Below are 25,147 nucleotides of genomic sequence, written 5' to 3'. Positions count from 1 at the left end.
GGTGGTGGCCGGGGTGCGTCAAGTGGTCGTGCGGGTAGGGGATTTACCTGGCGCGCACCCCCTTGACGGGTCCATGGCGTGGAGCTAGCTTCCCGGGATCCGCATTGAAACATTTCATTCGCACTGTGCTCGGCACGTATCAGGAGACTCCGTGAGCCAGTCTGTTCCGACCGGCGTTCCGGTCCTCGCCCTCAAGGGGGTGAACAAGTCCTTCGGCGCCGTACGGGCCCTCCGGGACGTCTCGCTGGAGCTCTTCGCCGGGGAGGCGCACGCCCTGGCCGGGGAGAACGGCGCGGGTAAGTCGACGCTCATCAAGGCTCTGGCCGGAGTGCACCGGCCGGACTCCGGCGAGGTGCTGCTGGACGGCGGACCGGTGGTTTTCCACGGCCCCGCCGACGCCCGTGACGCGGGCATCGCCGTGATCTACCAGGAGCCGACGCTCTTCCCCGATCTGTCGATCGCCGAGAACATCTTCATGAGCCGCCAGCCCCGGCGGACGTTCGGCCGGATCGACCACAAGGCGGTACGGGCGCAGGTCGCCGGTCTGATGGCGCGGCTCGGTGTCGACCTCGACCCGGACCGGCCCGCGCGCGGGCTGTCCATCGCCGACCAGCAGATCGTGGAGATCGCCAAGGCGCTCTCCTTCGACGCCCGCGTACTGATCATGGACGAGCCGACGGCGGCGCTGACCGGCAGCGAGACCGCCCGGCTCTTCGCGGTGGTCGAGGCGCTGCGCGCGGAAGGCGCCGCGGTGCTCTTCATCTCGCACCGGCTGGAGGAGATCTTCGAGCTGTGCCAGCGGGTCACCACGCTCCGGGACGGGCGCTGGGTGGCGTCCGAGCCGCTGGACGGGCTGACGCAGGACGACCTCGTACGCCGCATGGTCGGCCGGGACCTGGAGGAGCTGTACCCCAAGCAGCCGACCCGGGTCGGCGAGACCGCGCTGTCCGTGCGGCGGCTGACCCGGGAGGGCGTCTTCCGGGACGTGTCGTTCGACGTGCGGCGCGGGGAGATCGTCGCGCTCGCGGGGCTGGTCGGCGCCGGGCGCAGCGAGGTCGCGCAGGCCGTCTTCGGGGTGGACCGGGCGGACGCGGGCGAGGTGCGGGTGGGCGGCACGGTCCTGCGGCCCGGGTCGCCGACGGCGGCCATGGACGCGGGGCTCGCGCTCGTCCCCGAGGACCGGCGCCAGCGCGGCCTGGTCATGGAGATGTCCATCGAACGCAACATCGGGCTGACCGGGCTGGGCCGGCTGGGCCGCGCGGGGATGGTGAAGCGCGCGCTGGAGCGCGGGCGGGCGTCCGACTGGGCGGTGCGGCTCCAGCTGAAGTACGGCAGCCTCGGCGACCACGTCGGGGTGCTGTCCGGCGGCAACCAGCAGAAGGTCGTGCTCGCCAAGTGGCTGGCCACCGACCCGGCGGTGCTCATCGTCGACGAGCCGACGCGCGGCATCGACGTCGGCACGAAGGCCGAGGTGCACCGGCTGCTGTCGTCGCTGGCCACCGAGGGGCTTGCGGTGCTGATGGTCTCCTCCGATCTGCCCGAGGTGCTCGGCATGGCCGACCGGGTGCTGGTGATGCACGAGGGGCGGCTGGTCGCCGAGATCCCGCGTGCCGAGGCCACCGAGGAGTCGGTGATGGCCGCCGCGACGGGGCTCGGCGGCGAGGGGAGGGCGGCATGACGGTCACGGTCGAGAAACCCGCACCGGCGCCGGACACGGAGCGGTCGGCGCGCTCGCTGGTCGACGCCGTCTTCCGGGCGCGGGAGATCAGCATCGCGGGCGCGCTGGTGCTGCTGGTGCTGTTCACCTGGGTCGCCGAACCCCGCTTCCTGAACGACCAGGGCATCAAGGACCTGCTGCTGAACGCCGCGATCCTGGTGCTGCTCGCGGTCGGGCAGTCCGTCGTGGTCATCACCCGCAACATCGACCTGTCGGTGGGGTCCGTGGTGGGCCTGTCCGCCTTCGCCTGCGGCAAGTTCGTCTCCGGTACGGACCACGGGGTGCTGACGGTGCTGCTGCTCGGCGTCCTCGTCGGCGCGGTCTGCGGCCTCGTCAGCGGATCGCTCGTCAGCTTCGGCAAGGTGCCCGCGCTGGTGGTCACGCTCGGGATGCTCTACATCATCCAGGGCCTCGACTACTGGTGGGCGCAAGGAGAGCAGATCAACGCCGCCGACGTGCCGCAGTCCGTGCTGGACCTGGGCAGCGGCAGTGTCCTGGGGCTGCCGTATCTGCCGCTGATCTCCATAGCGGTGCTCGCCGGGACCGCGTACGTCCTGCGGACGTACCGCAGCGGCCGGGAGCTGTACGCCATCGGCTCCAACCCCGAGGCCGCCCGGCTCGCCGGGGTGCCGATCCGGCGGCGGGTGCTCGGCGCGTACCTCTTCTCCGGGGCCGTCTCGGGCTTCGCGGGCGCGCTGTGGCTGGCCCGCTTCGGGACCGTCGTCGCGGACAACGCGCACGGCTGGGAGCTGACCGTGGTCAGCGCGGTCGTGGTCGGCGGGGTCGCCATCGTCGGCGGCACCGGCACCGTGTGGGGCGCGGCGCTGGGAGCGCTGCTGCTCACCACCATCGGCAGTGCGCTGGCCGTGCTGAAGGTCGACTCCTTCTGGGCGGACGCCATCGCGGGCGCGCTGCTGCTGGCCGCCATCAGCGTGGACCGGATCGTGAACGTGCGCATGACCCGTGCGCTGAGGAAGAGGAGCGCGCGATGAAGCCGAGGTGGGACACCGCGGTCGGGGTGCTGCTGGTGGCCGTCTTCGTCACCGGGCTCGGTACGACGGACGGCTTCGCCAGCCGTGACAACCTCGCCTTCGCCTTCAACGACATCGCCGAGGTCGCGCTGATGGCGCTGCCGATGACGCTGCTGGTGGTGGCCGGGCAGGTCGATCTGTCGGTGGCCTCGATGCTCGGCCTGTCCAGCGCGCTGACCGGTGAACTGTGGGAGAAGGGCTGGGCGTTCGAGACCATCGTGCCGTGCGTGCTGCTGGTCGGCGTGGCCGGCGGGCTGCTCAACGGCTGGCTGGTCACCCGGGTCGGGCTGCCGTCGCTCGCCGTCACCATCGGCACGCTCGCCCTGTACCGGGGGCTGGCCTCGGTGGTGCTCGGCTCGAACGCCATCACCGACTTCCCGGAGACGTACGCGAAGTGGGCGGTCGACACCACCACCGTGCCCGGGACCTTCCTCACCTATCCGGTGGCGCTGTTCATCGTGCTGGCCGTGGTCGCCGCCGTGGTGCTGCACTCCACCGGACTCGGGCGGTCGCTGTTCGCCATCGGGGCCCAGGAGGACGCCGCGTACTTCGCGGGCATCCGCGTCAAGCGGATCAAGCTGCTGCTGTTCGTCGTGGCGGGGCTCGTCTCCGCCTTCGCCGGGGTGGTGTTCACCCTGCGGTACGGGAGCGCCCGCGCCGACAACGGGCAGGGCTTCGAAATGCTGGTCATCGCCGCCGTCCTGCTGGGCGGGGTCGACTTCGACGGCGGCAAGGGGACCGTGTTCGGCGCGGTCGCCGGGGTGCTGCTCATCGGCGTCCTGAAGAACCTGCTGACCCTCAACGACGTGGCCAACGAGGTCCAGGTGATCGTCACCGGGCTGCTGCTGGTGGCGTCCGTCCTCACCCCGCGCATGATCACCACCGTGAGTGCCTGGCGCCATCGGCGCGCCGCCACGACGAGTTGACACAGATACGGCTGAAAGGTCACCCATGATCCAGCGCTACTCCTCGCGGCGCCGCGCCGCCGCCACCGCGGCCGCGGTCTGCGCCCTCGCCGTCACCCTCGCCGGCTGCGGCGGCACCACCAAGAAGGACACCGACAACAGCGGCCCCGCCAAGAGCAACGCCAAGGCCAACCCCGACGCCCCGCTGAAGAAGGGGCTGAAGCTCGCCTTCCTGCCCAAGCAGATCAACAACCCGTACCTGAAGATCCTGGACACGGCCGGGATCGGCGCCGCCCGGGAGTTCGGCAGCAAGGGCAAGGAGGTCGGGCCGTCCGACGCCAGCGCCTCCTCCCAGGTGTCGTACATCAACACCCTGGTCCAGCAGCGACAGGACGCCATCCTCATCGCCGCCAACGACCCCAACGCGGTGTGCGGCCCGCTCAAGCAGGCCATGAAGAAGAACATCAAGGTCGTCGCGTACGACTCGGACACCGCCCCGGCGTGCCGCCAGCTGTTCATCAACCAGGCCGGCTCGGAGGAGATCGGCCGCAGCCAGGTCCGGCACCTGGCGAAGCAGCTCGACTACAAGGGCGAGATCGCGATCCTCTCGGCCACCCAGAACGCGACCAACCAGAACACCTGGATCGGGTTCATGAAGGACGAGCTGAAGAAGCCCGCGTACAAGAACATGAAGCTGGTCAAGACGGTGTACGGGGACGACGACGACCAGAAGTCGTTCCAGGAGACCCAGGGCCTGCTGAAGGCGTACCCCAAGCTGAAGGGCATCATCTCGCCCACCACGGTCGGCATCGCCGCGGCCGCCCGCTACATCAGCGACTCCTCGTACAAGGGCAAGGTCGTGCTGAACGGCCTCGGCACGCCCAACCAGATGCGCAAGTACATCAAGGACGGCACCGTCGAGCAGTTCGCGCTGTGGGACCCCAAGAAGCTGGGCTACCTGGGCTCGTACGCCGCCGCGGCGCTCGCCTCCGGGCAGATCACCGGGGCCGAGGGGGAGAAGTTCAAGGCCGGGAAGCTCGGTGAGTACACCGTCGGCAAGAACGGCGAGGTCATCCTCGGCCCGCCCACGGTCTTCGACAAGTCCAACATCGACAAGTTCCACTTCTGAGGCGGGCGGTCGGTGATGCAGCGTGTGTGTTTTCTGCTGAAGGTCCGTCAGGAACGGCTGGCCGAGTACCGCGAGCGGCACGAGGCCGTGTGGCCGGAGATGCTGGAGGCGCTCTCGGCGGCCGGGTGGCACAACTACTCGCTCTTCCTGCGGGAGGACGGGCTGCTGGTCGGCTATCTGGAGACCGAGGACTTCGCGGCAGCGCAGGCCGCGATGGCCGCCACCGACGTCAACGCGCGGTGGCAGGCGGAGATGGCGCCCTTCTTCGAAGCGCTGGACGGTGCCAAGCCGGATGAGGCCATGACACCGCTCACCGAAGTGTTTCACCTCGCCTAGGACACGCAGGAGACATACGGATATGAGACCCCTGGCCGTCGCCGTGCTGGCCACCACCCTCCTCACCGCCGCCATCCCGGCCGGAAACGCGACCGCCGCGGGCCCGAGTGCCCCCGGCCCGGCGGTCGGCAAGGTCGCCGACACCCAGCTCGACCCCGGGGCCGTGTACTTCGAGTCGTACAACGGCCTCGTCAACAACAACGCGTTCCAGAAGAACGGGCTGCTCACCTACCGGGGCTACCAGTACGCCGTCTGGTACACCGGCGACCGCACCGCCGTCATCGGGCGCCGTGCGCTCAACCAGCAGGGCTGGCAGACCGTGCGGCTGCCGCACAAGCTCACCACCGACGACTCCCACAACGTGATCTCCATGGGGATCTCGCGCGTCGACGGCCGACTGCACCTCAACATGGACTCGCACAGCAGCGGCTTCTTCTACGTGAAGTCGGTGGCCGGGCTGCTGGACGATCCCGCCGGACACCCGTGGAACAGCGCGCAGTTCGGCGCCGTGCAGACCACCCTGGACGGGCTCGCGCTCACCTCCCAGTTCACGTATCCGCAGTTCGTGGCCACCCCCGAGGGCCGTCTTCAGCTCAGCTACCGGGTCGGGGTCTCCGGCAACGGCCGCAACGCGCTGGCCGAGTACGACGGCACCAAGTGGACCGCGCTCGGCGAGTGGTCCGCGTCCACCGGCACGTACACCAGCGAGCACGGCTCCAGCACCGCCCGCAACATGTATCTGCACGGCATCGACTACGGCGCCGACGGCCGGTTGCACGCCTTCTACACCTGGCGCGAGCAGAACAACGCGGTGATGTGCAACGCCGGTGGCCTCACCAACCACGACACGGGCTACGTCTACAGCACCGACCGCGGCCGCACCTGGCGCAACGCGGCGGGCACCGTGGTCGGCACCACCGGCGGCGCCGACAAGGTGACCGTGAACGACACCGGCACCGTCGTCGATCCGCTGAACCCCGACCACTCGCTGATGAACCAGGAGAGCCAGGCCACCGACTCCGCCGGGCGCCCCCACGCCGTCATCAGCTACGTCCCCGGCCGCTTCGGCCAGTGCACCACCAACTATGTGGCCGACCGGACCGCGAACGGCCGCGCCTTCCACCTCTTCAAGAACGCCGCGGGCGCCTGGAAGAAGACCGAGATCCCGGTCGCGCTCAACTCCAGCCAGCGCACCCACCTGGCCTTCGACAAGTACGACAACGCCTACGCCGTCATGCCGTACGGCCGCATCGTCGCCGCGTCCAGCGCGTCGGGATACACCGACTGGAAGACGCTCTTCGACGGCAGCGGGCTGAACGCCTTCGGCGAGGTCGTCGTCGACGACACCCGGCTCGCCCAGGACGGCGTGCTGTCGTTCATGTACCAGCGGAAGTCGAGCGGCACCACGCCCTCGGCCCTCCGTGTCATCGACTTCCGACTGCCGGGCTAGGGGACTTGAGCGCCCACGGCGTCGGCATCAAGGAGGTGGCGAAGGAGGCCGGGGTCTCGGTCGGCACGGTCTCCAACGTCATCAACCGCCCGGATGCGGTGTCCGAGCAGACCCGGGCCCGCGTGCTGTCCACCATCGAGCGGCTGGGGTACGTCCGCAGCGAGTCGGCACGCCAGCTGCGCGCGGGCCACAGCCGCATCGTCGGGCTGCTGGTGCTCGACATGGCGAACCCCTTCTTCGTGGACGTGGCGGGCGGCGCCGAGCGCGCGGCGCGCGAGGCGGGCCTCGGGGTGATGGTGTGCAACAGCGCGCAGAGCGCCCAGGAGGAGGCCGACTACCTGGGGCTCTTCACCGAGCAGCGGGTACGCGGCGTCCTCGTCACCCCCGCCGACACCACCGGGCGCAACCTGGAGTCCTTCCGGCGGCACGGCATTCCGTTCGTCTACGTCGACCGCGAGGTGCCCGGTGCCGAGGGCTGCTCGGTGTCGGTGGACGACATCGAGGGCGGGGCGCTCGCCGCCCGCCACCTCCTCGGCCAGGGGCATCGCACGCTGGCGTACGTCAGCGGCCCGATGCACCTCGCCCAGTGCCGTGACCGCCGCGCCGGTGCGCTCAGTGCGCTGCGAGAGGAGGGGGTCGCCGAGGCCGCGCTGCGCCACGTGGAGGTGGAACGGCTGGACGTGGCGGGCGGCCGGGACGCGGGCGCGCGGCTGCTGGGCATGTCGCCGTGCCCGACGGCGGTGTTCTGCGCGAACGACCTGCTGGCGCTGGGGGTGTTGCAGGCGCTGTACGCGGCGGGGGTGTCGGTGCCGGGCGAGGTGGCGCTGGTCGGATACGACGACATCGAGTTCGCGGCGGCCGCGGCGGTGCCGCTGACCTCGGTGCGCCGACCCGCGTTCCGGATGGGGCGTACGGCGGCGGAGCTGCTGATCGAGGAGACGGGCGACGGCGCCGACGCCCACCGCCACCGGCGGATCGTGCTGCGGCCCGAACTCGTCGTCCGGGGATCGAGCCTGACCCGAAACGTTCACGGCATGTGACGGTGGCGGCGGGGTGGAGGAAATCTCCGCCGGGCACGCCATAGCATGGGTCCCGCGGCCGAGGTGGGTCGCGGGAAGGCGGAGGCCGAGGTCGTGGGACGCATGGTGGGGATCAAGGACGTCGCGCGGCAGGCGGGAGTGTCCGTCGGCACCGTCTCGAACGTGATCAACCGACCGGAGATGGTCGCCGAGGCCACCCGTGACCGGGTGCAGGCCGCGATCGAGCGGCTCGGCTACGTACGCAGCGAATCCGCGCGCCAGCTGCGCGCCGGACGCAGCCGGATCATCTCGCTGCTGGTGCTCGACATGGCGAACCCCTTCTTCGTGGACGTGGCCAGCGGCGCCGAGCGCGCCGCCCGGGACGCGGGCCTCGGCGTCATGGTGTGCAACAGCGCCCAGAGCCCCGACGAGGAGGCCGACTACCTGGGGCTCTTCGCCGAGCACCGGGTACGCGGCGTCCTGGTGACCCCCGCCGACGCCACCGGCGGCAACCTGGAGAACTTCCGCCGCCACGACATCCCCTTCGTCCTGGTCGACCGCGAGGTGCCCAGCGCCGAGGGCTGCTCGGTGTCGGTGGACGACATCGAGGGCGGCGCGCTCGCCGTCCGCCACCTGCTCGCCCAGGGCCACCGCGGACTGGTGTACGTCAGCGGCCCGATGCAGCTGCCGCAGTGCCAGGACCGCCGCGCCGGGGCGCTCGCCGCGCTCGCCGACGAGGGCCTGCCGCCGGAGGCGCTGCTGCACATCGAGGCCGCGCGGCTGGACGTGGCGGCGGGCCGCGACGCCGGTGCCCGGCTGCTGGGCATCTCACCTCGGCCGACCGCGGTGTTCTGCGCGAACGACCTGCTGGCGCTGGGCGTCCTCCAGGCGCTCTTCGCGGCCGGGGTCTCGGTGCCGGGCGAGGTGGCGCTGGTCGGGTACGACGACATCGAGTTCGCGGCGGCCGCGGCCGTGCCGCTGACCTCGGTGCGCCAGCCCGCGTTCCGGATGGGGCGTACGGCGGCGGAGCTGCTGATCGAGGAGACCGGCGACGACGCCGAAGCCCACCGCCACCAGCGGATCGTCCTCCAGCCGGAACTGGTCGTACGGGACTCGACGCTGGGGGCGAAGCCGGGCGCGTGAGCCGCGGGCTGTTCCCGGGGACGCGGTGCCCGTGACGGGCCGATCCGTCAGACGGCAGCCTGCGCAGGAGCCGCGTCCAGCAGCGCCCGGATCTCGCGCACCGCGGCCCGGCCCGCCCGGTTCGCCCCGACCGTGCTCGCCGACGGCCCGTAGCCCACCAGGTGCACGCGCGGATCCCGGACCGCCCGGGTCCCCTCGACGGCGATCCCGCCGCCCGGCTCGCGCAGCCGCAGCGGGGCGAGGTGGTCGATCGCGGCGCGGAAACCGGTGGCCCAGAGGATGACGTCCGCCGCCACCGTGCGGCCGTCCGCCCAGCTCACCCCGGACGGGGTGATCCGGTCGAACATCGGCAGCCGGTCCAGCACACCCCGCGCCCGGGCCCGCTCCATCGCCTCCGTCATGGGCAGCCCGGTCACCGACACCACGCTCTGCGGCGGCAGCCCCCGCCGTACCCGCTCCTCCACCAGCGACACCGCGGCCCGCCCCTGGTCCTGGCCGAACGGTCCGGCGCGGAAGACCGGCGGGCGCCGGGTGACCCAGGTGGTCGCGGCCGCCACCTCGGCGATCTCCAGCAGGTGCTGCACCCCGGACGTCCCGCCCCCGACGACGATCACCCGTTGCCCGGCGAACGCCTCCGGGCCCGGGTACTGCGCGGTGTGCAGCTGCCGCCCCCGGAAGGTCTCCTGCCCGGGGTAGCGCGGCCAGAAGGGGCGGTCCCAGGTGCCGGTCGCGTTGATCAGCGCGCGGGCGGACCACGTCCCGGCGGAGGTCTCGACCCGTAGCCTGCCGTCGTCCTCCTGCACGGCGGTGACGTGCACGGGCCGGACGACCCGCAGGTCGAAGGCGCGCTCGTAACGTGCGAAGTACGCGGGGACCACCTCGGACGACGGCCGCTCGGGGTCGGCGTCGTCGTCGGCCAGCCGCATCCCGGGCAGGTCGTACATCCCGTGCACCTTGCCGTACGTCAGCGACGGCCACCGGAACTGCCACGCCCCGCCGGGGGCGGGGGAGTGGTCGAGCACCACGAATCCGGTGCCCGGCTCGTACCCCGCCCGCCGCAGGTGATACGCCCCGGACAGCCCCGCCTGCCCGGCGCCCACGACCACGACGTCCACGTTGTTCATGCTTCTACTAACTCGGCTTCGGCGCCGGTTCTTCCCGGTGCTCCAGCCGCATGCCCCGGCTCTCGGCCACCCGCAGCGCGTCGTGCAGCGCCTCGGCGAGCCGATGCCCCACGAAGCGCAGCTCACCGGCGTGCGCCTTACGGTCCCGGAGGAGCGGGCGCGCGTGCGCCAGCAGCTCGGCCCCGGTGCGGAGCTGCACGGTCTCCATCTCGTCGGCCAGCAGTGAGATGTAGCCCGCTCCGGAGTCGTCGGCGACGAGGTAGCAGGGCTTGCCGTTCTCCGCGGGCCAGGGCAGGAGGCGGGGGCGTGGGGATGGCATGGGGCGGCTCCGTGGAATGGGGACGTGATGGCGGAAACAGCTTCGGGCGCGCGAAAGCTGACGCGCAAGATGACAGCTAATTTCCGCTTCAGATGGCATATGTGACCGAGTGAGCCATTGGCCTGATGTGCTGGTCTGCCGCTGCCAGACTCAGGACCCGCATCACGGCATGGCAGGCTCGACCCGACGGAAGGCATACTCGTGGCAGCACCAACAGGACCGACGGTCCGTCGCATGCAACTCGGCTGGGAACTCAAGCGGTTGAGGGACAAGGCCGGATTCACCCTCGCGGAGGCGGTGGACGGGTTGACGTTTTCCACCACGAAGCTGTTCCGCGTCGAGAACGGGCTCTCTGCCCTGCCCAAGGCCGCGGACCTGAAAGCCCTCCTGGACCGGTACGGCGTCGAGGACGAGGAAGACATCGACTTCCTCATGCAGATCCACCGCGATTCGCTCAATAGGGGCTGGTGGTCCGTCTATCGCAGTGTGCTGCCGTCCGGCATGGGGATGCACATCGGTTTGGAGAGCGGCGCCCGCACCAGCCGGACGTGGCAGCCGAACGTGGTCTTCGGCTTGCTGCAAACCGATCGCTACGCGAGGGAGCTGTTCCAGGCCGCCAAGCCGGTCGAGGAGACCACGACCGAGTTCGTCGAACGGCACATCCAGATCCGGATGGAACGGAAGAAGGCCCTGACGCGCAGGGACAACCCGATGGAACTCTGGGTCATCCAGGATGAAGCGTCGCTGCGACGCGTGGTCGGCAGCCCCGAAGTGATGCGCGAGCAATACGAGGAGATCCAGACCCTGCTGCGGCTCGACAATGTGACGGTCCAGATCATTCCGATGGCCACACCCGCCTATCGGCCTCACACGAACTTCAACCTGTGGGAGTTCGGCGCCCCGCTGCCGTCCGTGGTGCAGAGCGACGCCGTCGACGGATCCGACATCAGCGACAAGGAAACGACGATCTGGTCCTTCTCACGCAGGTTCGAAAACCTGCGGGCCGCCGCTCTCGCGCCTGGCGATACACCGGCGTTCCTGCAACGACTAGTACGGGAGATCTGACATGACCCACGGCATAGCAACCAACGTCGCACCCGAGGCGGCCTGGTTCAAATCCTCCTACAGCGAAGCGAACGGCACCGGCTGCGTGGAGATCGCCCACCTCACCCGCACCACCGAGGTCGGTATCCGTGACTCGAAGGACAAGACCGGCCCCGCCCTGGTGGTCCCGGCCGTCGCGTGGACCGCGTTCGTCAGCGCGGTAAGGTCCAACCTCTGCTGACGGAGGAATGGGGGAGGGTCTTGAGGCCGAATCGGGTGTGGTGGCAAGTTGCCCCACTGCTGCTGACGGTGGTCGTGGCGGGCTGCGGCTCCGGTTCCTCCCCATCCGGAGGTGGAAAGGTGCCCGAGGTCAAGGAGGCGGACGACCTGCCGATGCTGCCCATCGACCGGTACAAGCTCGGCAAGCGGGCCACCAAGGAGTTCGACACGGCGCGGGATCGCCTCGCACAGCGCTGCATGGTGGGCCTCGGCTTCGCCGACTTCCCCCTGGACCCGAAACCCCCGAAGAGTTCCGGGTCGTCGGGGTCGTCGCTCCTGACGCTCCGCTTGAGCGAGACGCCGTTGGGGCCGCTCGACCTCGACCGGGCGAAGCGGTGGGGGTACGGCTGGGCTCCGAAGGCAAGCCCGTTGGGCGGGGCCGGGCCGAAGGGCCGCGCCATGACGGACAAGGAGTACGCGGCCCTGTACGGCCTGTCCAGCTCCCGCGCCCCGAAGGGCGGCTGCGCGGGGCAGGGGGACCGGCAGCTGCTCAAGGGCGTCGAGGACACCACCCACATGTGGGCGTACCCCAGCCGCCGCGAGGAGCGGCTGGAGAAGGCGGTGGCCAAGGAACCGCGCCTGCGGAAGGCGGTCGCGACCTGGTCGGACTGCGTCGTGGACAAGGGGTTCAAGCGATACGGGAACCCGGAGGCCGCTCGGAAGGACAAGGGCTGGGGCACGAGCCGCGACGGCAACACCACACACACCGAGCGGGAGGTGGGCACTGCCGTCGCGGACATCGAGTGCAAGCGGAAGCACAACACCCTCGGGGTGTGGTGGTCCGTGATGGCGAAGCGTCAGCGAGCCGACATCGACCGGAACAAGGCCGCGTACGAAGCGGTCCGACGGGACCTGGACACGCTGCGGGCCAACGCACGCTCGATCCCCTAGGCCGGGCCGGTGGTACCTTCCAGGAAAACTGTCCGGCGAGAGACATGGGGGGCGGAATGCCTGCGTATGTCATTTCCGAGGTCGAGGTGCTCGACGAGCCGCGCGCCGCCACCTACCGCGAGCTGGCGGCTGAGTCGATCGCCCGCTACGGCGGCCGCTATCTCGCCCGGGGCCGCCGTCCGGACGCGGTGGAGGGGGAGTGGCCGGACGAGCGGCGGATGGTGATCCTCGAGTTCCCCTCCATGGCCGAGGCCCGCCGCTGGTACGCGTCCCCCGAGTACGCCGAGGCGCTGGAGATCCGTAAGGACACCCTGGACCGCAGGCTGCTGTTCGTCGACGGCGGGCCCTGACCACAAGGGCGGGCCCGACCGCGGACGTACGTACGGGCCTACCGGCCCCCGGCGACCAGCAGCGGCGCGCCGCCCGCGGTCGGGGTGTCCGCCACCAGACCGCGCGAAGCCAGTTCCGGCGTCACGCCCTCGCCGAACCAGTACGCCTCCTCCAGGTGCGGGTAGCCCGAGAGCACGAAGTGCTCGATGCCCAGCGCGTGGTATTCCTCGATCCGGTCGGCCACCTCCGCATGGCTGCCGACCAGCGCCGTCCCCGCGCCGCCGCGCACCAGCCCGACCCCCGCCCACAGATTGGGCGCGATCTCCAACTGGTCGCGCGAGCCGCCGTGCAGTGCCAGCATCCGCTGCTGCCCCACGGACTCGCTGCGCCCGAGCGCCTGCTGGGCCCCGGCGATCGCCTCCGGGTCGAGGTCGTCCAGCAGCCGGTCGGCGACGGCCCATGCCTCGCGTGAGGAGTCGCGGGCGATGGTGTGCAGGCGGATGCCGAAACGGACCTCCCGGCCCTCCCGTTCCGCCAGACCCCGGATCCAGTCGATCTTCTCCTTGACCTGGGCGGGCGGTTCGCCCCAGGTCAGATAGACGTCTGTGTGCCGGGCGGCGACCGGCCCTGCGGCCGGGGACGAGCCGCCGAAGAAGACCTGCGGCAGTGGGTCGGGCGGCACCGCGGTCAGCCCGCCCGCGATCCGGTAGTGCTCACCGTCGAAGTCGTAGGCTTTGCCGCCCCACACACCCCGTACGACCTCCAGGAACTCCGCCGTGCGCGCGTACCGCTGGTCGTGGTCGAGATGGTCGCCGAAACGCCGCTGCTCGGTGGAGTCGCCGCCGGTGACGATGTTGAGCAGCAGCCGCCCGCGGGTGACCCGCTGGTACGTGGCGGCCATCTGCGCCGCCAGCACCGGTGAGATCAGCCCTGGACGGAAGGCCACCAGGAACTTCAGCCGTTCGGTGTGCTGGGCGAGCGCCGCCGTCGTCAGCCACGCGTCCTCGCACCAGGTGCCGGTCGGGGTCAGCACCGCCTCGAACCCCAGGTGCTCGGCGGCCTTGGCGATCTGCGCGAGGTAGTCGATGTCGGGTGTCCGGACGCCGCTCACCGGGGTGATGCGCGAGCGGTCACCGCCGGTGTAGGCGTGCCGGTCGACAAGGGTGCGCCCGTCGCCGCCCGTCGGCAGGAACCAGTGCAGGCGGACGGACATCAAGAGCCCTTCCCGAGGGTGCGGGGCGCGGTGCTGGACGGCGGTAGACCGCCGTTGAAGCGGGTGTCCACGTAGTCGGAGAAGTCGAAGCGGCGCGGGGTGAGCTTCAGCTCGGCGAAGGTGTCCGCGATCTCCTGCTCGGAGGCGATGGCGGGCTTGTCGACGGCGGTGTACACCCGGGTGCCGTTGGTGCGCTTCACGGCGTCCAGCGCCACGTCGTACGGGAGCCCGGTCTCCTTGCCCCACACCTTGGCCCACGCCTCGGGGTGCTTGTACACCCAGTTCTGGGCGCGCCGCAGCCGCTCCAGATAGTCCTTGATGACCTTCGTCTTCTTCTTGTCGTCGAGGGAGGAGGGGTTGGCGACCTGGAAGTTGAGGCCGTTGGTCACGCCCTTGCCGGTGGTGATGACCCGTGCGTCCGCCTGGCGCTGCGCCTGTGCGGTGTACGGGTCCCAGATGGCCCAGGCGTCCACCTTGCCGCCCTTGAAGGCCGCCAGCGCGTCGGCGGGCTGAAGGAAGCTGACCTTGACGTCCTTGATCGAGAGCCCGGCCTTGCGGAGCGAGGCGACGAGCTGGAAGTGGGCCGAGCTGCCCTGCGCGACCGCGACCCTCTTGCCCTTGAGGTCGGCGGTCTTCTTCAGCGGCGAGCCCTTCTGCACCACGATCGCCTCGCCGTCGGTCGTACCGTGCTTGGCGCCCACGACCTTGATCTTGGACTTGGCGGCCGCGGCGACGACGGGCGGGGTGTTGCCGACGCCGCCGATGTCCACGGCCTTGGCGCTCACGGCCTCCAGGATCGGCGGGCCGGAGGTGAACGTCGACCACTTGATCTTGTAGGGAAGGTTCTTCAGTTCACCGGCGGCGCGCAGCACCGCCTCGTCATTGCCCTTCTGGTCGCCGACGTTCAGGGTCACATCGCCCTTGCCGTCGACGTTGCCGGCGGCACCGGACGAGGCATTGTTCGAGTTCGAGCTGACGCATGCGGACAGCACCAGGGCGAGGGGGAGGAGCAGGGCAGGGGCGAGTCGCCGTCTCATGGCAGCGGGTTTCCGTTCGTGAGGGTCGTACAGGAGGGGACGGGGGGTGAGGGGTGGCTACGCGACCTTCTCGACCTCGGCGGTCTCGGGTGCCTCCACACCCAGCCGGTCCAGCAGTTGGGTGCGCAGATCCGCGATGTAGGGGTCGGCGATGTCGCGCGGGCGGTCACGGTCCACCCGGATCTCATGCGCGATGACACCGCCGTCCATCACCAGCACGCGGTCGGCGAGCAGCAGCGCCTCCTCGACGTCGTGCGTCACCAGCAGCACCGCGCAGCCGCGCCGCTGCCACAACTCGGCGACCAGCCGCTGCGCGGTGATCCGGGTGAGCGCGTCCAGCGCGCCGAACGGCTCGTCGAGCAGCAGCAGATCGGGTTCGCGCACCAGCGCCCGGGCGAGCGAGGCGCGCTGCGCCTCGCCGCCGGACAGCGTCTTGGGCCAGGCGTCGGTCCGGTGGCCGAGCCCGACCTCCTCCAGCGCCTGCTCTGCGACTTCCCGCCCGGGGCGGCCGGGGAGCCCGAGCAGCACGTTGCGCCACACCTTCTTCCACGGCATCAGCCGCGGCGCCTGGAAGGCGACGGCCTTGCGCCGCGGGACCAGCACCTCGCCGTTGATTTCCCGGTCGAGCCCGGCCAGTACGCGCAGGAGCGTCGATTTGCCGCAGCCGCTGCGGCCGAGCAGCGCCACGAACTCGCCTTGCGGAATGGTCAGTTCGAGGTTGTCGATGACGGCGCGGCCGTCGAAGGACCGAGTGAGCGAGTCGACCCGTACCGCCGCGTCGTCCGTCGTTTCCTTCGTGAGCGGGTTCACTTGCCGGTGAAGGTCGGTCGCCATTGCAGCAGCAGCCTCTCCAGAGTGCGGACGATGAAATCGGCGAGCAGGCCGAGGGCGGCGTAGACGATCAGGCAGACCACGATCACATCGGTCTGGAAGAACTCACGCGCACGATTGAGCAGGAAGCCGATCCCGTCGTCCGCGTTGATCGTCTCGCCGAAGACCAGCGCCAGCCAGGCGGTGGCCAGCGAATACCGCAGCCCGGTCATGGCCCCGGGCAGCGCGCCCGGCAGCACCACATGACGGATCAGCGCCCAGCGCCCGAGCCCGAGCGAGTTGCCGGCCTCGATGAGCTGCGCGTCCACACCACGGATGCCCGCGTACACGTTCAGATAGAGATGGAAGGTGACACCGAGCGCGATCAGCGCGATCTTGGGGGCCTCGCCGATGCCCATCCAGATGATGAAGAGCGGGATCATCCCGACCCACGGGATGGTGCGGAACATCTGCACGCTCGCGTCGACCAGGTCCTCGCCGAGCCGCGACAGCCCGGAGATCAGCGCCAGGGCAACCCCGACGACCCCGCCGATCACCAGCCCGTTCAGCACCCGCTGCACCGACACCAGCATGGCGTGCGGGAGCGTGCCGTCCTGGACCATGCCGGAGGCGGTACCGGCGATGGTGCCGGGCGAGGCGAGCATGTCGGAGGGCAGCACGCCGGTCGCACTGCACACCTGCCAGAGCAGCAGCAGAAAGAGGGGACCGGTCGTGCGGCGCAGCCAGCGGGGTACGGAGCGACGGCGCGCGGACAGGGGCACGACCGGTTCGAGAAGAACCGGGGACACGGGGACTCCAGGAAAGGGGTACGCCTCGGCGCCCGCACGGCACGACGGTCAGCGCGGTACGACGAAAACGAAAAAGAGGGAGGGGTGAGAAAAGGTCAGCAGGCGCCAGGACACGTGGCGGACGCCACCCGCAGCAGGTCGATGTGACCGCGCGTGGTGAGCAGGGCTGACGTAGACATGCCCCTGAAGCTAGCCAGCGGGTCCGACCGGGGTCAACGCCGTCTTGCCCCTCGGACCTTTGTTGCGGGAGTTTTAACGGAGCACGTACGAGGATGGAGTCATGACTACTTTCCGCACCCACACGCTCGACATCACCACCGGCACCACCGAGACCGTCGCCGACCTCACTGCCGACTGCGAGGCGTATCTTCGCGAGGTGGCGCAGGGCGCCGACGGCCTGCTCAATGTGTTCGTCCCGCACGCGACTGCCGGTATCGCGATTCTGGAGACGGGCGCGGGCAGTGACACCGACCTCCTCGCCGCCCTCCGCGACATCCTCCCCGCCGACGACCGCTGGCGCCACCGCCACGGCTCCCCGGGCCACGGCCGCGACCACGTCCTCCCGGCCATCGTCCCGCCCCACGCCACCCTCCCGGTCCTCGGCGGCAGCCTGGCGCTCGGCACGTGGCAGTCGGTGTGCCTGGTCGACACCAACCGGGACAACCCCCACCGCAAGGTCCGGCTGAGCTTCCTGGGCTGACCGGCCCTGCCCTCATCAGGTGTAGGTGTACGACTGGGGGGCGGTGGCGGTGGCGCCGGTGGAGGTGGTCACCACGACGGCCACGGGGCCGGGCGCGTGCGGCGGCGTGATGGACTGGACCTTGATGGCGGACATGACCTTGAACGAGAGGGCCGGGACGCCCCCGAAGGTCACGCTGTTGACCTGGGACAGTGAGGTGCCGTTGATGTTGACGATACGGCTTCCGGCCGAGGGTCCCGAGATCGGGCTGATGCTGGTGATCGCGGCGGTGCTGACGTAGGTGTAGGAGAGGCTGTTGGAGACGCCTCCCCTGTTGGTCACGTAAATGGGGACGCTGCGGGCGAGCACCGATGGCGGGACGGTGACGGTGAGCCGGGTGTCCGACAGGACGGTGGCTGGGGCCGTGACGTTGCCGAACCGCACGAACTTGACGCCGGTGAGCCGCCTGCCGGTGAGAGTGAGGACGTTCCCGCCGGTCGTAGGTCCGGAAGGTGACGAGATCTCGTCGATGACGGGCAGCAGCTGGTAGTAGAAGTGGCCGATGATCGCCTTTCCGCCACTGGCGGTCACGGTGACCGGTACGGCCTTGGCGCCGGTTCTGCTGAGGGAAGGGGTGACGGCGGTCAACGTGGTGTCGCTCAGTACGGCGAAGCTTTTGGCAGGCCGATTACCGAAGAGGACGCTGGTCGTCCCGAGGAAGCCCCGGCCGGTGATGGTGACCGTCGTGCCGCCGCCCAGGGGGCCCTGGTTGGGGGAGATGGCGGCCGGCCTTCTCAGGACGCCAACCGTGTCGTCGCCGTAGTTGGCGACATAGAGGTAGCCGCCGTCCGGGGTGGTCGTCACCTCGTGGGGCGTGGCGAACCCCGAGAGCGTGTGGGTAACCGTGTTGCTGCTCGGGTTGATCACCGTCAGTGAGTCCGAGCCGGTCATCGTGGCGTAGACGAGGGTCCCGTCCGGGGAGACGGCCACATGGGCAGGGCTGGCCGCGACGGTGATGGTGCCGATGACGGAGTTGTCGGTCGTGCTGACGATGCTTACTTCAGTGCCGCCGGAGTTCGCCACGTACAGTCGGGCCCCGTCGGGGGCGACAGCCATGCCCAGAGGCACGTCGAACCCCGTCACGGTGGCCGTGACGGTGTTGCTGAGCGTGTTGATCACGCTTACGGTGCCGTTGGCGGAATTGGAGACATACGCACGCAGGCCGTCCGGACGGATCACGACGGTCTCCGGGCTGTTCCCCACGGTGACGGTGCCGGTGATGGCTCTGGTGGCCGTACTGATGACGCTCACCGTATTGGTACCGGAGTTGGCGACGTACAGGCGGGTCCCGTCGGGCGTGACGGCCAGCCCCCGCGGCACGGTCAGGCCACTGACGGTGCCGACGAGCGCGTCGGTGGTGGTGCTGACGAAGTCGACCGATCCCGAGCCCGGCTCGGTCACGCAGACGAACTGGCCGTCGGGGGTGACCGTCGCGCCCCACGGTCCGGCACCCACGCCGATGGTGGCGGTGACGACGCCGGCGGCGGTGTCGATCACGCTCAAAGTGCCGGAACCGGAGTTGGTCACATAGGCGCGCTGTCCGTCGGGCCGCATGGCAATGGAATGGGGCGCCGAGCCGACGGGGATGGTGCCGGGCGTGGACATCGCGACCGAGACGGGCATCCGCCTGGTGCGCGGGGGATCCGCGAACTGCTGGACAGTCGGCACGATATGCGTGGCGGGCATGTGGGCTCCTCTCGTCCGAACTCCCGAATTCGGCGAGTACCAGAGCGAGTTGATCTCCCACTTGCTGACATTCGTAACCTGGCGCCCAGGCTTCAGGAGTCGATTCCCTATATGTTCCATGAGCATCCCATCGACCGGGACCCAGCAGAAGGGGGCAATCGGGGTCACTCCGGCGCACACTCGACCCTGAAAAGTTAATTCACATCATCGCATTAACCAGCGAGTGCCCCATATACGCCCTCCCCCTTTCGTGGAATGCCTGGTTCAATTTTCGTACAAGGGAATGCCCTGTAAGGGAATCAGTCTCCACCGCGCGTCGTGCCGATGCCCATAGGCCCAGCCGCACTCCTGCATGCGGGGGTCGTCCCTTTCCGGAGAAGAAATCACTCAAGGCGAGGAGAAGGCATCGTGCCCACTCTCAATCCGAACCAGGGACCCACCTCGGGTGGTAACCAGGTCGTCATCACCGGCACTGGCTTCACGGGCGCCACCAGCGTGAAGTTCGGAATCAAATCGGCCAGTTTCGTGGTCGACAGCGCCACCCAGATCACCGCTGTCGCACCCTCGAACAGCTCCGCCGTCCAGGTCGTCGTGACCACGCCGGGCGGTTCGTCCGCTCCGGTCTGGTACTACTACATCCCGGCCCCGCACAAGTTCAGTCTCAGTAACACCATGGGACCGCTCAGCGGCGGCACCACCACCCTCACCGGTGCGAACCTGTACACCGCCACGTCGATGGCCTTCGGCGCCAACACCGCAGTTCCCACAGTCGTGAACGACGGCACGCTGAACGTCACGGTGCCGACCGTGACCACCCCCCAGACCGTCGGGGTCAGCGTCACCACGGTGGGCGGTACCACCAACGGGTTCACCTACACCTACGTCGGGGATCCCACGGTGACCAGCATGGACCCGACGGCCGGACCGGACTACGGGGGCACGGCCTCCACCATCACCGGCACCAACCTCAGTGACGTCACGGATATCTCGTACGGCCCCGACTCGACGTCCTTCAACATCATCGATGACAACACCATCATCGCCTACTCCCCGGGCGGCACGGGCACCGTCACCGTCACCCTCACCAGTGCGGGCGGCACCGACTCCTCCCAGTCCTTCACCTACACCGTCACCCCTGGCTGAGCCTGCCCTCTGCCCTCGGCCGGCTCATCGAGTCGGCCGAGGGCTTCGGCATCTCGGGGGCTCAGCAGGTGGAGTTGGTCTGAGTGAGGAGGCCGAGGCGCCACGGCAGGGTGTTGTAGTCACCGCTGGCGTTCGGGTTCATGCCCTGGTAGAGGTACTGGAGCTTGCATGGGTTGACGGTGAGCGTCTGGTCGTTTCCGGCGCGGATCAGCTCGCCGTGGCTGATGTCCTTGGTCCAGGCGCCCGCGGGGAAGGCGGTGTTGTTGGCCCGGGCGAAGGGGTTGGCCTCGGAGGCGGCCAGCGGTGTCCACGAGCCCGCGATGCTGCCGGAGGTCCAGGACCGGAAGTAGCGTTTGCCGTCCGATCCGATCGCCTCGACGATCAGCAGATACTGGTTGCTGCCCTGCACCTTGTAGATGTTGCTCGCTTCGAACAGGGCGTATTTGTTGGAGTCCTGGGCCGCGATGACGGTGTTGGTGAAGCCGTTCGGGAACTGGGCCAGGGTCGTCTGCGAGCGGTACAGGTGTCCGTTGTCGTCGGAGGAGAACAGGTAGCAGTTGGCGCTGTCACAGATCACCCACATGTCCACCCAGTACCCGTTGCCGATGTTCTGCTTGATGATGTCCGGCATCGAGGAGTAGAAGTGGCGCGGGGCGCTCCAGCCGTTCGGGTTGCTGATGTCGCTGTTGGTGGAGTACGAGGCGTTGCCGGTCTGGTAGACCAGGTACCACTTGTTCTGCGGCGCGAAGTAGAACACCTGCGGCGCGGCCCGGTAGCCGGTGCCGATGGCGCTTCGGTCCAGGTAGTGATGGGTGGCCGAGGCCGCCTGGGACCAGTCGGTGAAGCTCAGGTACACCAGGTTGTAGCCGGAGGAGCTGGCGACGCTGGCGAAGACGTGCCACTTGCCGTTGTGGCGGACCACCGTCGGGTCCTTGAGCCCGGCGATGTTGTGGGTGGCGTCCGGCTTGGGGGACATCAGGATCCCGCTGGAGTTCCACCGGAAGCTGCTGGGCAGCGAGGCGGCGGGGGAGGCCGGTGAGGACGCCCGCGCGGCGGTGGCCTTGGTCGTGGGTGTGCCGCCCAGCGCGGTCAGCGTCGCGTTGTAGGCCGCTTTCTTGTTGCCGTTGTTGTCGAAGAGCAGGGGGTTCTCCCCGGCGCGCCAGGAGTCGCGGTCCCGGATGCCCCAGACGGTGATGCCGGTGCAGCGGGGGACGTTCATGCAGGCCCTGGTGGTGTTCGTGTACGCGGCCGCCGGTGCCTGTGCGATGTCCAGCTCGGTGATCTGCACGTCCACGCCGAGGGCGGCGAAGCTGGACAGGGTGGTCTGGAAGCTGGCCGGCGGGCTGCCGGTGCCGAAGTGGGCCTGGAGGCCGACGCAGTCGATGGGCACCCCGCGCGCCTTGAAGTCGCGCACCATGCGGTACACGCCCTGGGTCTTCGCGTCGGTCCAGTTCTCGATGTTGTAGTCGTTGTAGCAGAGCTTGGCCGCCGGGTCGGCCGACCGGGCGGTGCGGAAGGCCTCCTCGATGAAGCCGTCGCCCAGCAGGTTCTGGAACACGGAGGGGCGGTGCTGGCCGCTGCCGCCGTCGGCGAATGCCTCGTTCACCACGTCCCAGGCGTAGATCTTGCCCTTGTAGTGGGCCATGGTGGTGGTGATGTGGTTCTTCATCACGCTGCGCAGCGTGGTGGCGTCGCCGATGGAGCTGACCCAGCTGGGGAGCTGGGAGTGCCAGACCAGGGTGTGTCCCCGTAAGCGCTGTCCGCGTGAGGTGGCGTGGTTCGCGATCTGGTCGGCGGGGGCGAAGTTGAACGAGCCGCGGGACCGCTCGATCGTGTCCCACTTCATCTCGTTCTCCGGGGTGACCATGTTGAATTCCCGGTTGAGGATCGTCGCGTACGTCGAGTCCCCGAGCTTGCCCGCGGCCACGGCGGCCCCGAAGTACCGCCCGGACTGGGCCGCCTGTGCGCCCAGGGTGGAGGCCTTGGCGGAGCCGGTCGCCGTCTGGCCCTGAGCCGTCCGGTCGTGAGTCGTCCGGTCCAGAGCAGTCTGGCCCTGAGCCGTCCGGTCGTGAGTCGTCCGGTCCTGCGCGGGGCCGGTCGCCGCACCCGCGGTCCCGGCCAATCCGGTCATGGTCATGACAGTAGCCGCCACCAACCCGAGCACCGAGGCTCGGCGCCGGCCGCGTCGTTGGGTCAGGGTCATGTCTCTCCTTGGGGGCAGGGAGTGGGAGCGAATGGGAGCGCTCCCATGTTGTGCATCGTGGCATGAACACGACCGTCATGGAAGAAGCCCCGCGACGAATGCCCTCCTGCTCGACGGAGCTCATGCGGCACCAGGTGTAATCCGCGCCGATCCCGGGCACCCGCGCCCGGCAAGCACCACGCCTACCAGAACAGCGGGCCCGGCCCGGCCGGTACGCGCTTGGCCGGAACCGCGGAACGGAAGGCTATGAACAGCGGTTTCATGGGTCCGGGAGGCTTCGGGCCGGATCCGTTCGAGGAATACCTGGCGCGATTCCTCGGCGGCGGGCCCCGCGGCCCCCGGCAGATCGACATCGGTCGTCTGATGAGCGACCCCGCCCGGCAACTGGTCGCCGACGCCGTCTCCTACGCCGCCGAGCACGGCAGCACCGACCTGGACACCAAGCACCTGCTGCGCGCGGCGCTGACCGCGGAGCCGACCCGGGGTCTGCTGGCGGGGGCGGGGGCCGACACCGACGCGCTGGCCGCCCAGATCGACCGTACGAGCGGCGACGGGCCGCCACAGAACCGGCTGTCCGTCACCCCCGCGGTCAAGCGCGCCCTGCTGGACGCCCACGACCTGGCCCGCGCCACCGGCGCCTCCTACATCGGCCCCGAGCACGTCCTCGGGGCGCTCGCCGCCAACCCCGACTCCGCCGCCGGCCGCATCCTCAACACCCTCCACTTCGACCCCGCGGCGGCCCAGCAGGGACCGCAGACCGCACCGGGGCAGCCGCCGGTCACCGCGAACGGGCAGCAGCCCGGGGGCCGGGCGCAGGACACGCCCACCCTGGACAAGTTCAGCCGCGACCTGACCGAACTCGCCCACGAGGGCCGCATCGATCCGGTCATAGGCCGCGGAGAGGAGATCGAACAGACCGTCGAGGTGCTGTCCCGCCGCGGCAAGAACAACCCCGTGCTGATCGGCGATGCCGGTGTCGGCAAGACCGCCATCGTCGAAGGGCTCGCCCAGCGCGTCACCGAAGGCGATGTCCCCGACATCCTGCTCGGCCGCCGCGTGGTCGCCCTGGACCTCTCCGCCGTCGTCGCGGGCACCCGCTACCGGGGTGACTTCGAGGAGCGGCTGAGCGGCATCATCGAGGAGATCCGTACGCACTCCGAGCAGCTGATCGTCTTCATCGACGAGCTCCACACCGTCGTCGGCGCGGGCACGGGCGGCGGCGAGGGCGGCTCCATGGACGCGAGCAACATGCTCAAGCCCGCGCTGGCCCGTGGCGAACTGCATGTCATCGGTGCCACGACGATGGAGGAGTACCGCCGCCACATCGAGAAGGACGCGGCACTGGCCCGCCGTTTCCAGCCCATCCTGGTGCCCGAGCCCACCGCCGCCGACGCGGTGGAGATCCTGCGGGGCCTGTGCGACCGCTACGAGGCCCATCACCAGGTCCGCTTCACCGACGAGGCGCTGTGCGCGGCCGTGGAGCTGTCCGACCGCTACCTCACCGACCGGTTCCTGCCCGACAAGGCCATCGACCTGATGGACCAAGCCGGTGCCCGCGTGCGCTTGCGCTCGCGGACCAAGGGCACCGATGTGCGTGCACTGGAGCGGGAGGTCGAGCAGCTGACGCGGGACAAGGACCAGGCGGTGGCCGCGGAGGAATACGAGCGGGCCACCGAACTGCGCGACCGCATCGGCGAGCTGAACGGCCGGATCGAGGCGGACGACGGCACGGAGCCGGACGACGGGCAGAGCCTGGAGGTCGTCGCCGAGGACATCGCCGAAGTGGTGTCCCGACAGACCGGCATTCCGGTCAGCAGCCTCACCCAGGAGGAGAAGGACCGGCTGCTCGGCCTGGAGGAACACCTGCGCAAGCGCGTCATCGGGCAGGACGAGGCCGTCGGCGCCGTCGCCGAGGCGGTGCTGCGCTCCCGGACCGGCCTGGCCGACCCCGGCCGCCCGACCGGGAGCTTCCTCTTCCTCGGATCCACCGGTGTCGGCAAGACGGAACTCGCACGGGCACTGGCCGAGGCGCTGTTCGGCAGCGAAGAGCTGATGGTGCGACTCGACATGAGCGAGTACCAGGAGCGGCACACCGTCAGCCGCTTGGTCGGCGCCCCGCCCGGGTACGTCGGCCACGAGGAGGCCGGACAGCTCACCGAGGCCGTGCGTCGGCGCCCGTACTCACTGCTGCTGCTGGACGAGGTCGAGAAGGCCCATCCCGATGTCTTCAACATCCTGCTCCAGGTGCTGGACGACGGCCGCCTCACCGACGCCCAGGGCCGCACGGTCGACTTCCGCAACACCGTCGTCGTGATGACGAGCAACCTCGGCTCCGAGGCCATCGGCGGCACCGCGCTCGGCTTCGGCACCACGGATGCCGAGACCGGCGAGCAGGCCCGGCGCGAGCGCGTCCTGCGCCCGCTGCGCGAGCACTTCCGCCCCGAATTCCTCAACCGCATCGACGAGATCGTCGTCTTCCGGCAGCTTGACGACGAGCAGCTGCGCCGGATCACCGACGTGATGCTGGAGGAGACCCGCCGTCGGCTGCACGCCCAGGGCATCACCGTCGCGTTCGCCCCGGAGGCCATCGACTGGCTCGCGCGCCACGGCCACCAGCCCGAATACGGGGCCCGGCCGCTGCGCCGCACCATCCAGCGGGAGGTCGACAACCGGCTGTCCCGGATGCTCCTCGACGGCGGCCTCGCCTCCGGCGAGCGGATCCGGGTGGAGGTCGCGGACGGACAACTGGCCTTCCACACCGACGTGGCCTCGAACGCGCAGCAGCCCTGA

General features: G+C 69.8%; 24 protein-coding genes. 15 read left to right on the top strand and 9 right to left on the bottom strand.

The genetic code is table 11. The features are described 5' to 3' along the window. Window positions 1-151: 151 nt before the first annotated feature. The 8 genes from HYQ63_RS07215 (at window position 152) to HYQ63_RS07180 (ending at window position 8,730) form a co-directional block, all read left to right on the top strand. A complete protein-coding gene (locus HYQ63_RS07215; protein ID WP_179933082.1) occupies window positions 152-1,678 on the top strand; it encodes a sugar ABC transporter ATP-binding protein in 1,527 nt (508 codons plus the stop codon). Then, entirely contained in the window at window positions 1,675-2,709 is a 1,035-nt protein-coding gene (locus HYQ63_RS07210) for an ABC transporter permease (RefSeq protein ID WP_179933081.1), read from the top strand. The genes HYQ63_RS07215 and HYQ63_RS07210 overlap by 4 nt, the downstream gene beginning before the upstream one ends. Beyond that, a complete protein-coding gene (locus HYQ63_RS07205; protein WP_179933080.1) occupies window positions 2,706-3,674 on the top strand; it encodes an ABC transporter permease in 969 nt (322 codons plus the stop codon). Before HYQ63_RS07210 ends, HYQ63_RS07205 begins: the two co-directional genes overlap by 4 nt. Before the next feature lie 25 nt (window positions 3,675-3,699). Further along, a complete protein-coding gene (gene rhaS / locus HYQ63_RS07200) occupies window positions 3,700-4,782 on the top strand; it encodes a rhamnose ABC transporter substrate-binding protein (protein WP_179933079.1) in 1,083 nt (360 codons plus the stop codon). Window positions 4,783-4,797: 15 nt separating this feature from the next. Continuing rightward, complete coding sequence (locus tag HYQ63_RS07195) at window positions 4,798-5,118, top strand: L-rhamnose mutarotase (RefSeq protein WP_179939835.1); 321 nt, start codon at window positions 4,798-4,800, stop codon at window positions 5,116-5,118. 22 nt (window positions 5,119-5,140) lie between these two features. Continuing rightward, complete coding sequence (locus tag HYQ63_RS07190) at window positions 5,141-6,568, top strand: BNR repeat-containing protein (protein ID WP_179933078.1); 1,428 nt, start codon at window positions 5,141-5,143, stop codon at window positions 6,566-6,568. A 5-nt stretch (window positions 6,569-6,573) separates the two neighbouring features. After that, window positions 6,574-7,608: a LacI family DNA-binding transcriptional regulator gene (locus HYQ63_RS07185; RefSeq protein WP_179933077.1), complete on the top strand. Its 1,035-nt coding sequence runs from the start codon at window positions 6,574-6,576 to the stop codon at window positions 7,606-7,608. Window positions 7,609-7,710: 102 nt separating this feature from the next. Then, window positions 7,711-8,730: a LacI family DNA-binding transcriptional regulator gene (locus HYQ63_RS07180; RefSeq protein ID WP_179939833.1), complete on the top strand. Its 1,020-nt coding sequence runs from the start codon at window positions 7,711-7,713 to the stop codon at window positions 8,728-8,730. Window positions 8,731-8,777: 47 nt separating this feature from the next. On the opposite strand, the gene HYQ63_RS07175 is transcribed toward HYQ63_RS07180, so the two are convergent. Then, window positions 8,778-9,854 carry an NAD(P)-binding domain-containing protein gene (locus tag HYQ63_RS07175; protein WP_179933076.1) on the bottom strand — a complete coding sequence of 359 codons (1,077 nt, stop codon included), beginning with the start codon at window positions 9,852-9,854 and terminating at the stop codon, window positions 8,778-8,780. Window positions 9,855-9,861: 7 nt separating this feature from the next. Further along, window positions 9,862-10,173, bottom strand: coding sequence for a hypothetical protein (locus HYQ63_RS07170; protein ID WP_179933075.1), 312 nt, complete (start codon window positions 10,171-10,173; stop codon window positions 9,862-9,864). A gap of 234 nt (window positions 10,174-10,407) precedes the next feature. On the opposite strand from HYQ63_RS07170, the gene HYQ63_RS07165 reads away from it, so the two are divergent. From HYQ63_RS07165 to HYQ63_RS07150, 4 genes are all read left to right on the top strand, one after another. Next, complete coding sequence (locus HYQ63_RS07165; protein ID WP_257231693.1) at window positions 10,408-11,238, top strand: helix-turn-helix transcriptional regulator; 831 nt, start codon at window positions 10,408-10,410, stop codon at window positions 11,236-11,238. 1 nt (window position 11,239) lies between these two features. Continuing rightward, window positions 11,240-11,458 (top strand): DUF397 domain-containing protein, encoded by a 219-nt coding sequence (locus tag HYQ63_RS07160; protein WP_179933073.1) that lies wholly within the window; start codon window positions 11,240-11,242, stop codon window positions 11,456-11,458. A gap of 119 nt (window positions 11,459-11,577) precedes the next feature. Then, window positions 11,578-12,387, top strand: coding sequence for a hypothetical protein (locus tag HYQ63_RS07155; protein WP_257231691.1), 810 nt, complete (start codon window positions 11,578-11,580; stop codon window positions 12,385-12,387). Between the two features lie 56 nt (window positions 12,388-12,443). After that, window positions 12,444-12,737, top strand: coding sequence for a DUF1330 domain-containing protein (locus HYQ63_RS07150; RefSeq protein ID WP_179933071.1), 294 nt, complete (start codon window positions 12,444-12,446; stop codon window positions 12,735-12,737). Window positions 12,738-12,775: 38 nt separating this feature from the next. Here HYQ63_RS07150 and HYQ63_RS07145 read toward each other — a convergent pair whose 3' ends face one another. From HYQ63_RS07145 to HYQ63_RS45910, 5 genes are all read right to left on the bottom strand, one after another. After that, window positions 12,776-13,930, bottom strand: a complete 1,155-nt coding sequence (locus tag HYQ63_RS07145; RefSeq protein WP_179933070.1) for an LLM class flavin-dependent oxidoreductase — start codon at window positions 13,928-13,930, stop codon at window positions 12,776-12,778. Further along, entirely contained in the window at window positions 13,930-14,967 is a 1,038-nt protein-coding gene (locus tag HYQ63_RS07140; RefSeq protein ID WP_179933069.1) for an ABC transporter substrate-binding protein, read from the bottom strand. Before HYQ63_RS07140 ends, HYQ63_RS07145 begins: the two co-directional genes overlap by 1 nt. Before the next feature lie 57 nt (window positions 14,968-15,024). Continuing rightward, window positions 15,025-15,801, bottom strand: coding sequence for an ABC transporter ATP-binding protein (locus HYQ63_RS07135; protein WP_179933068.1), 777 nt, complete (start codon window positions 15,799-15,801; stop codon window positions 15,025-15,027). Then, window positions 15,774-16,586: an ABC transporter permease gene (locus HYQ63_RS07130; protein WP_179933067.1), complete on the bottom strand. Its 813-nt coding sequence runs from the start codon at window positions 16,584-16,586 to the stop codon at window positions 15,774-15,776. The genes HYQ63_RS07135 and HYQ63_RS07130 overlap by 28 nt, the downstream gene beginning before the upstream one ends. Window positions 16,587-16,681: 95 nt before the next feature. Beyond that, window positions 16,682-16,765: a putative leader peptide gene (locus HYQ63_RS45910; RefSeq protein WP_370593019.1), complete on the bottom strand. Its 84-nt coding sequence runs from the start codon at window positions 16,763-16,765 to the stop codon at window positions 16,682-16,684. A 101-nt stretch (window positions 16,766-16,866) separates the two neighbouring features. Between HYQ63_RS45910 and HYQ63_RS07125 the strand changes: the two genes are divergently transcribed. Further along, a complete protein-coding gene (locus HYQ63_RS07125) occupies window positions 16,867-17,286 on the top strand; it encodes a YjbQ family protein (protein WP_179933066.1) in 420 nt (139 codons plus the stop codon). A 15-nt stretch (window positions 17,287-17,301) separates the two neighbouring features. Here HYQ63_RS07125 and HYQ63_RS07120 read toward each other — a convergent pair whose 3' ends face one another. After that, window positions 17,302-19,011 (bottom strand): IPT/TIG domain-containing protein, encoded by a 1,710-nt coding sequence (locus HYQ63_RS07120; RefSeq protein ID WP_179933065.1) that lies wholly within the window; start codon window positions 19,009-19,011, stop codon window positions 17,302-17,304. A gap of 408 nt (window positions 19,012-19,419) precedes the next feature. Between HYQ63_RS07120 and HYQ63_RS07115 the strand changes: the two genes are divergently transcribed. Next, on the top strand, window positions 19,420-20,154 hold the full coding sequence (locus HYQ63_RS07115) for an IPT/TIG domain-containing protein (RefSeq protein ID WP_179933064.1): 735 nt from the start codon (window positions 19,420-19,422) through the stop codon (window positions 20,152-20,154). A gap of 61 nt (window positions 20,155-20,215) precedes the next feature. Here the strand turns inward: HYQ63_RS07115 and HYQ63_RS07110 are convergent, their stop codons facing one another. Next, entirely contained in the window at window positions 20,216-22,357 is a 2,142-nt protein-coding gene (locus tag HYQ63_RS07110) for a non-reducing end alpha-L-arabinofuranosidase family hydrolase (RefSeq protein WP_179933063.1), read from the bottom strand. 246 nt (window positions 22,358-22,603) lie between these two features. Here HYQ63_RS07110 and HYQ63_RS07105 point away from each other — a divergent pair, with 246 nt between their 5' ends. After that, on the top strand, window positions 22,604-25,147 hold the full coding sequence (locus HYQ63_RS07105) for an ATP-dependent Clp protease ATP-binding subunit (protein WP_179933062.1): 2,544 nt from the start codon (window positions 22,604-22,606) through the stop codon (window positions 25,145-25,147).

Source organism: Streptomyces sp. Rer75 (assembly GCF_013414305.1).
Taxonomy (GTDB): Bacteria; Actinomycetota; Actinomycetes; order Streptomycetales; family Streptomycetaceae; genus Streptomyces; species Streptomyces himastatinicus.
This window is presented reverse-complemented; position numbering and strand designations above follow the sequence as displayed.

What these genes read in the sequence shown, in the direction of transcription:
- HYQ63_RS07145 (WP_179933070.1), bottom strand. Translation starts at nt 13,930, where the DNA reads ATGTCCGTCCGCCTGCACTGGTTCCTGCCGACGGGCGGCGACGGGCGC.
- HYQ63_RS07180 (WP_179939833.1), top strand. Translation starts at nt 7,711, where the DNA reads ATGGTGGGGATCAAGGACGTCGCGCGGCAGGCGGGAGTGTCCGTCGGC.
- HYQ63_RS07105 (WP_179933062.1), top strand. Translation starts at nt 22,604, where the DNA reads ATGAACAGCGGTTTCATGGGTCCGGGAGGCTTCGGGCCGGATCCGTTC.
- HYQ63_RS07170 (WP_179933075.1), bottom strand. Translation starts at nt 10,173, where the DNA reads ATGCCATCCCCACGCCCCCGCCTCCTGCCCTGGCCCGCGGAGAACGGC.
- HYQ63_RS07190 (WP_179933078.1), top strand. Translation starts at nt 5,141, where the DNA reads ATGAGACCCCTGGCCGTCGCCGTGCTGGCCACCACCCTCCTCACCGCC.
- HYQ63_RS07125 (WP_179933066.1), top strand. Translation starts at nt 16,867, where the DNA reads ATGACTACTTTCCGCACCCACACGCTCGACATCACCACCGGCACCACC.
- HYQ63_RS07135 (WP_179933068.1), bottom strand. Translation starts at nt 15,801, where the DNA reads ATGGCGACCGACCTTCACCGGCAAGTGAACCCGCTCACGAAGGAAACG.
- HYQ63_RS45910 (WP_370593019.1), bottom strand. Translation starts at nt 16,765, where the DNA reads ATGTCTACGTCAGCCCTGCTCACCACGCGCGGTCACATCGACCTGCTG.
- HYQ63_RS07120 (WP_179933065.1), bottom strand. Translation starts at nt 19,011, where the DNA reads ATGCCCGCCACGCATATCGTGCCGACTGTCCAGCAGTTCGCGGATCCC.
- HYQ63_RS07195 (WP_179939835.1), top strand. Translation starts at nt 4,798, where the DNA reads ATGCAGCGTGTGTGTTTTCTGCTGAAGGTCCGTCAGGAACGGCTGGCC.
- HYQ63_RS07205 (WP_179933080.1), top strand. Translation starts at nt 2,706, where the DNA reads ATGAAGCCGAGGTGGGACACCGCGGTCGGGGTGCTGCTGGTGGCCGTC.
- HYQ63_RS07140 (WP_179933069.1), bottom strand. Translation starts at nt 14,967, where the DNA reads ATGAGACGGCGACTCGCCCCTGCCCTGCTCCTCCCCCTCGCCCTGGTG.
- HYQ63_RS07150 (WP_179933071.1), top strand. Translation starts at nt 12,444, where the DNA reads ATGCCTGCGTATGTCATTTCCGAGGTCGAGGTGCTCGACGAGCCGCGC.
- HYQ63_RS07165 (WP_257231693.1), top strand. Translation starts at nt 10,408, where the DNA reads ATGCAACTCGGCTGGGAACTCAAGCGGTTGAGGGACAAGGCCGGATTC.
- HYQ63_RS07110 (WP_179933063.1), bottom strand. Translation starts at nt 22,357, where the DNA reads ATGACCCTGACCCAACGACGCGGCCGGCGCCGAGCCTCGGTGCTCGGG.
- rhaS (WP_179933079.1), top strand. Translation starts at nt 3,700, where the DNA reads ATGATCCAGCGCTACTCCTCGCGGCGCCGCGCCGCCGCCACCGCGGCC.
- HYQ63_RS07175 (WP_179933076.1), bottom strand. Translation starts at nt 9,854, where the DNA reads ATGAACAACGTGGACGTCGTGGTCGTGGGCGCCGGGCAGGCGGGGCTG.
- HYQ63_RS07210 (WP_179933081.1), top strand. Translation starts at nt 1,675, where the DNA reads ATGACGGTCACGGTCGAGAAACCCGCACCGGCGCCGGACACGGAGCGG.
- HYQ63_RS07160 (WP_179933073.1), top strand. Translation starts at nt 11,240, where the DNA reads ATGACCCACGGCATAGCAACCAACGTCGCACCCGAGGCGGCCTGGTTC.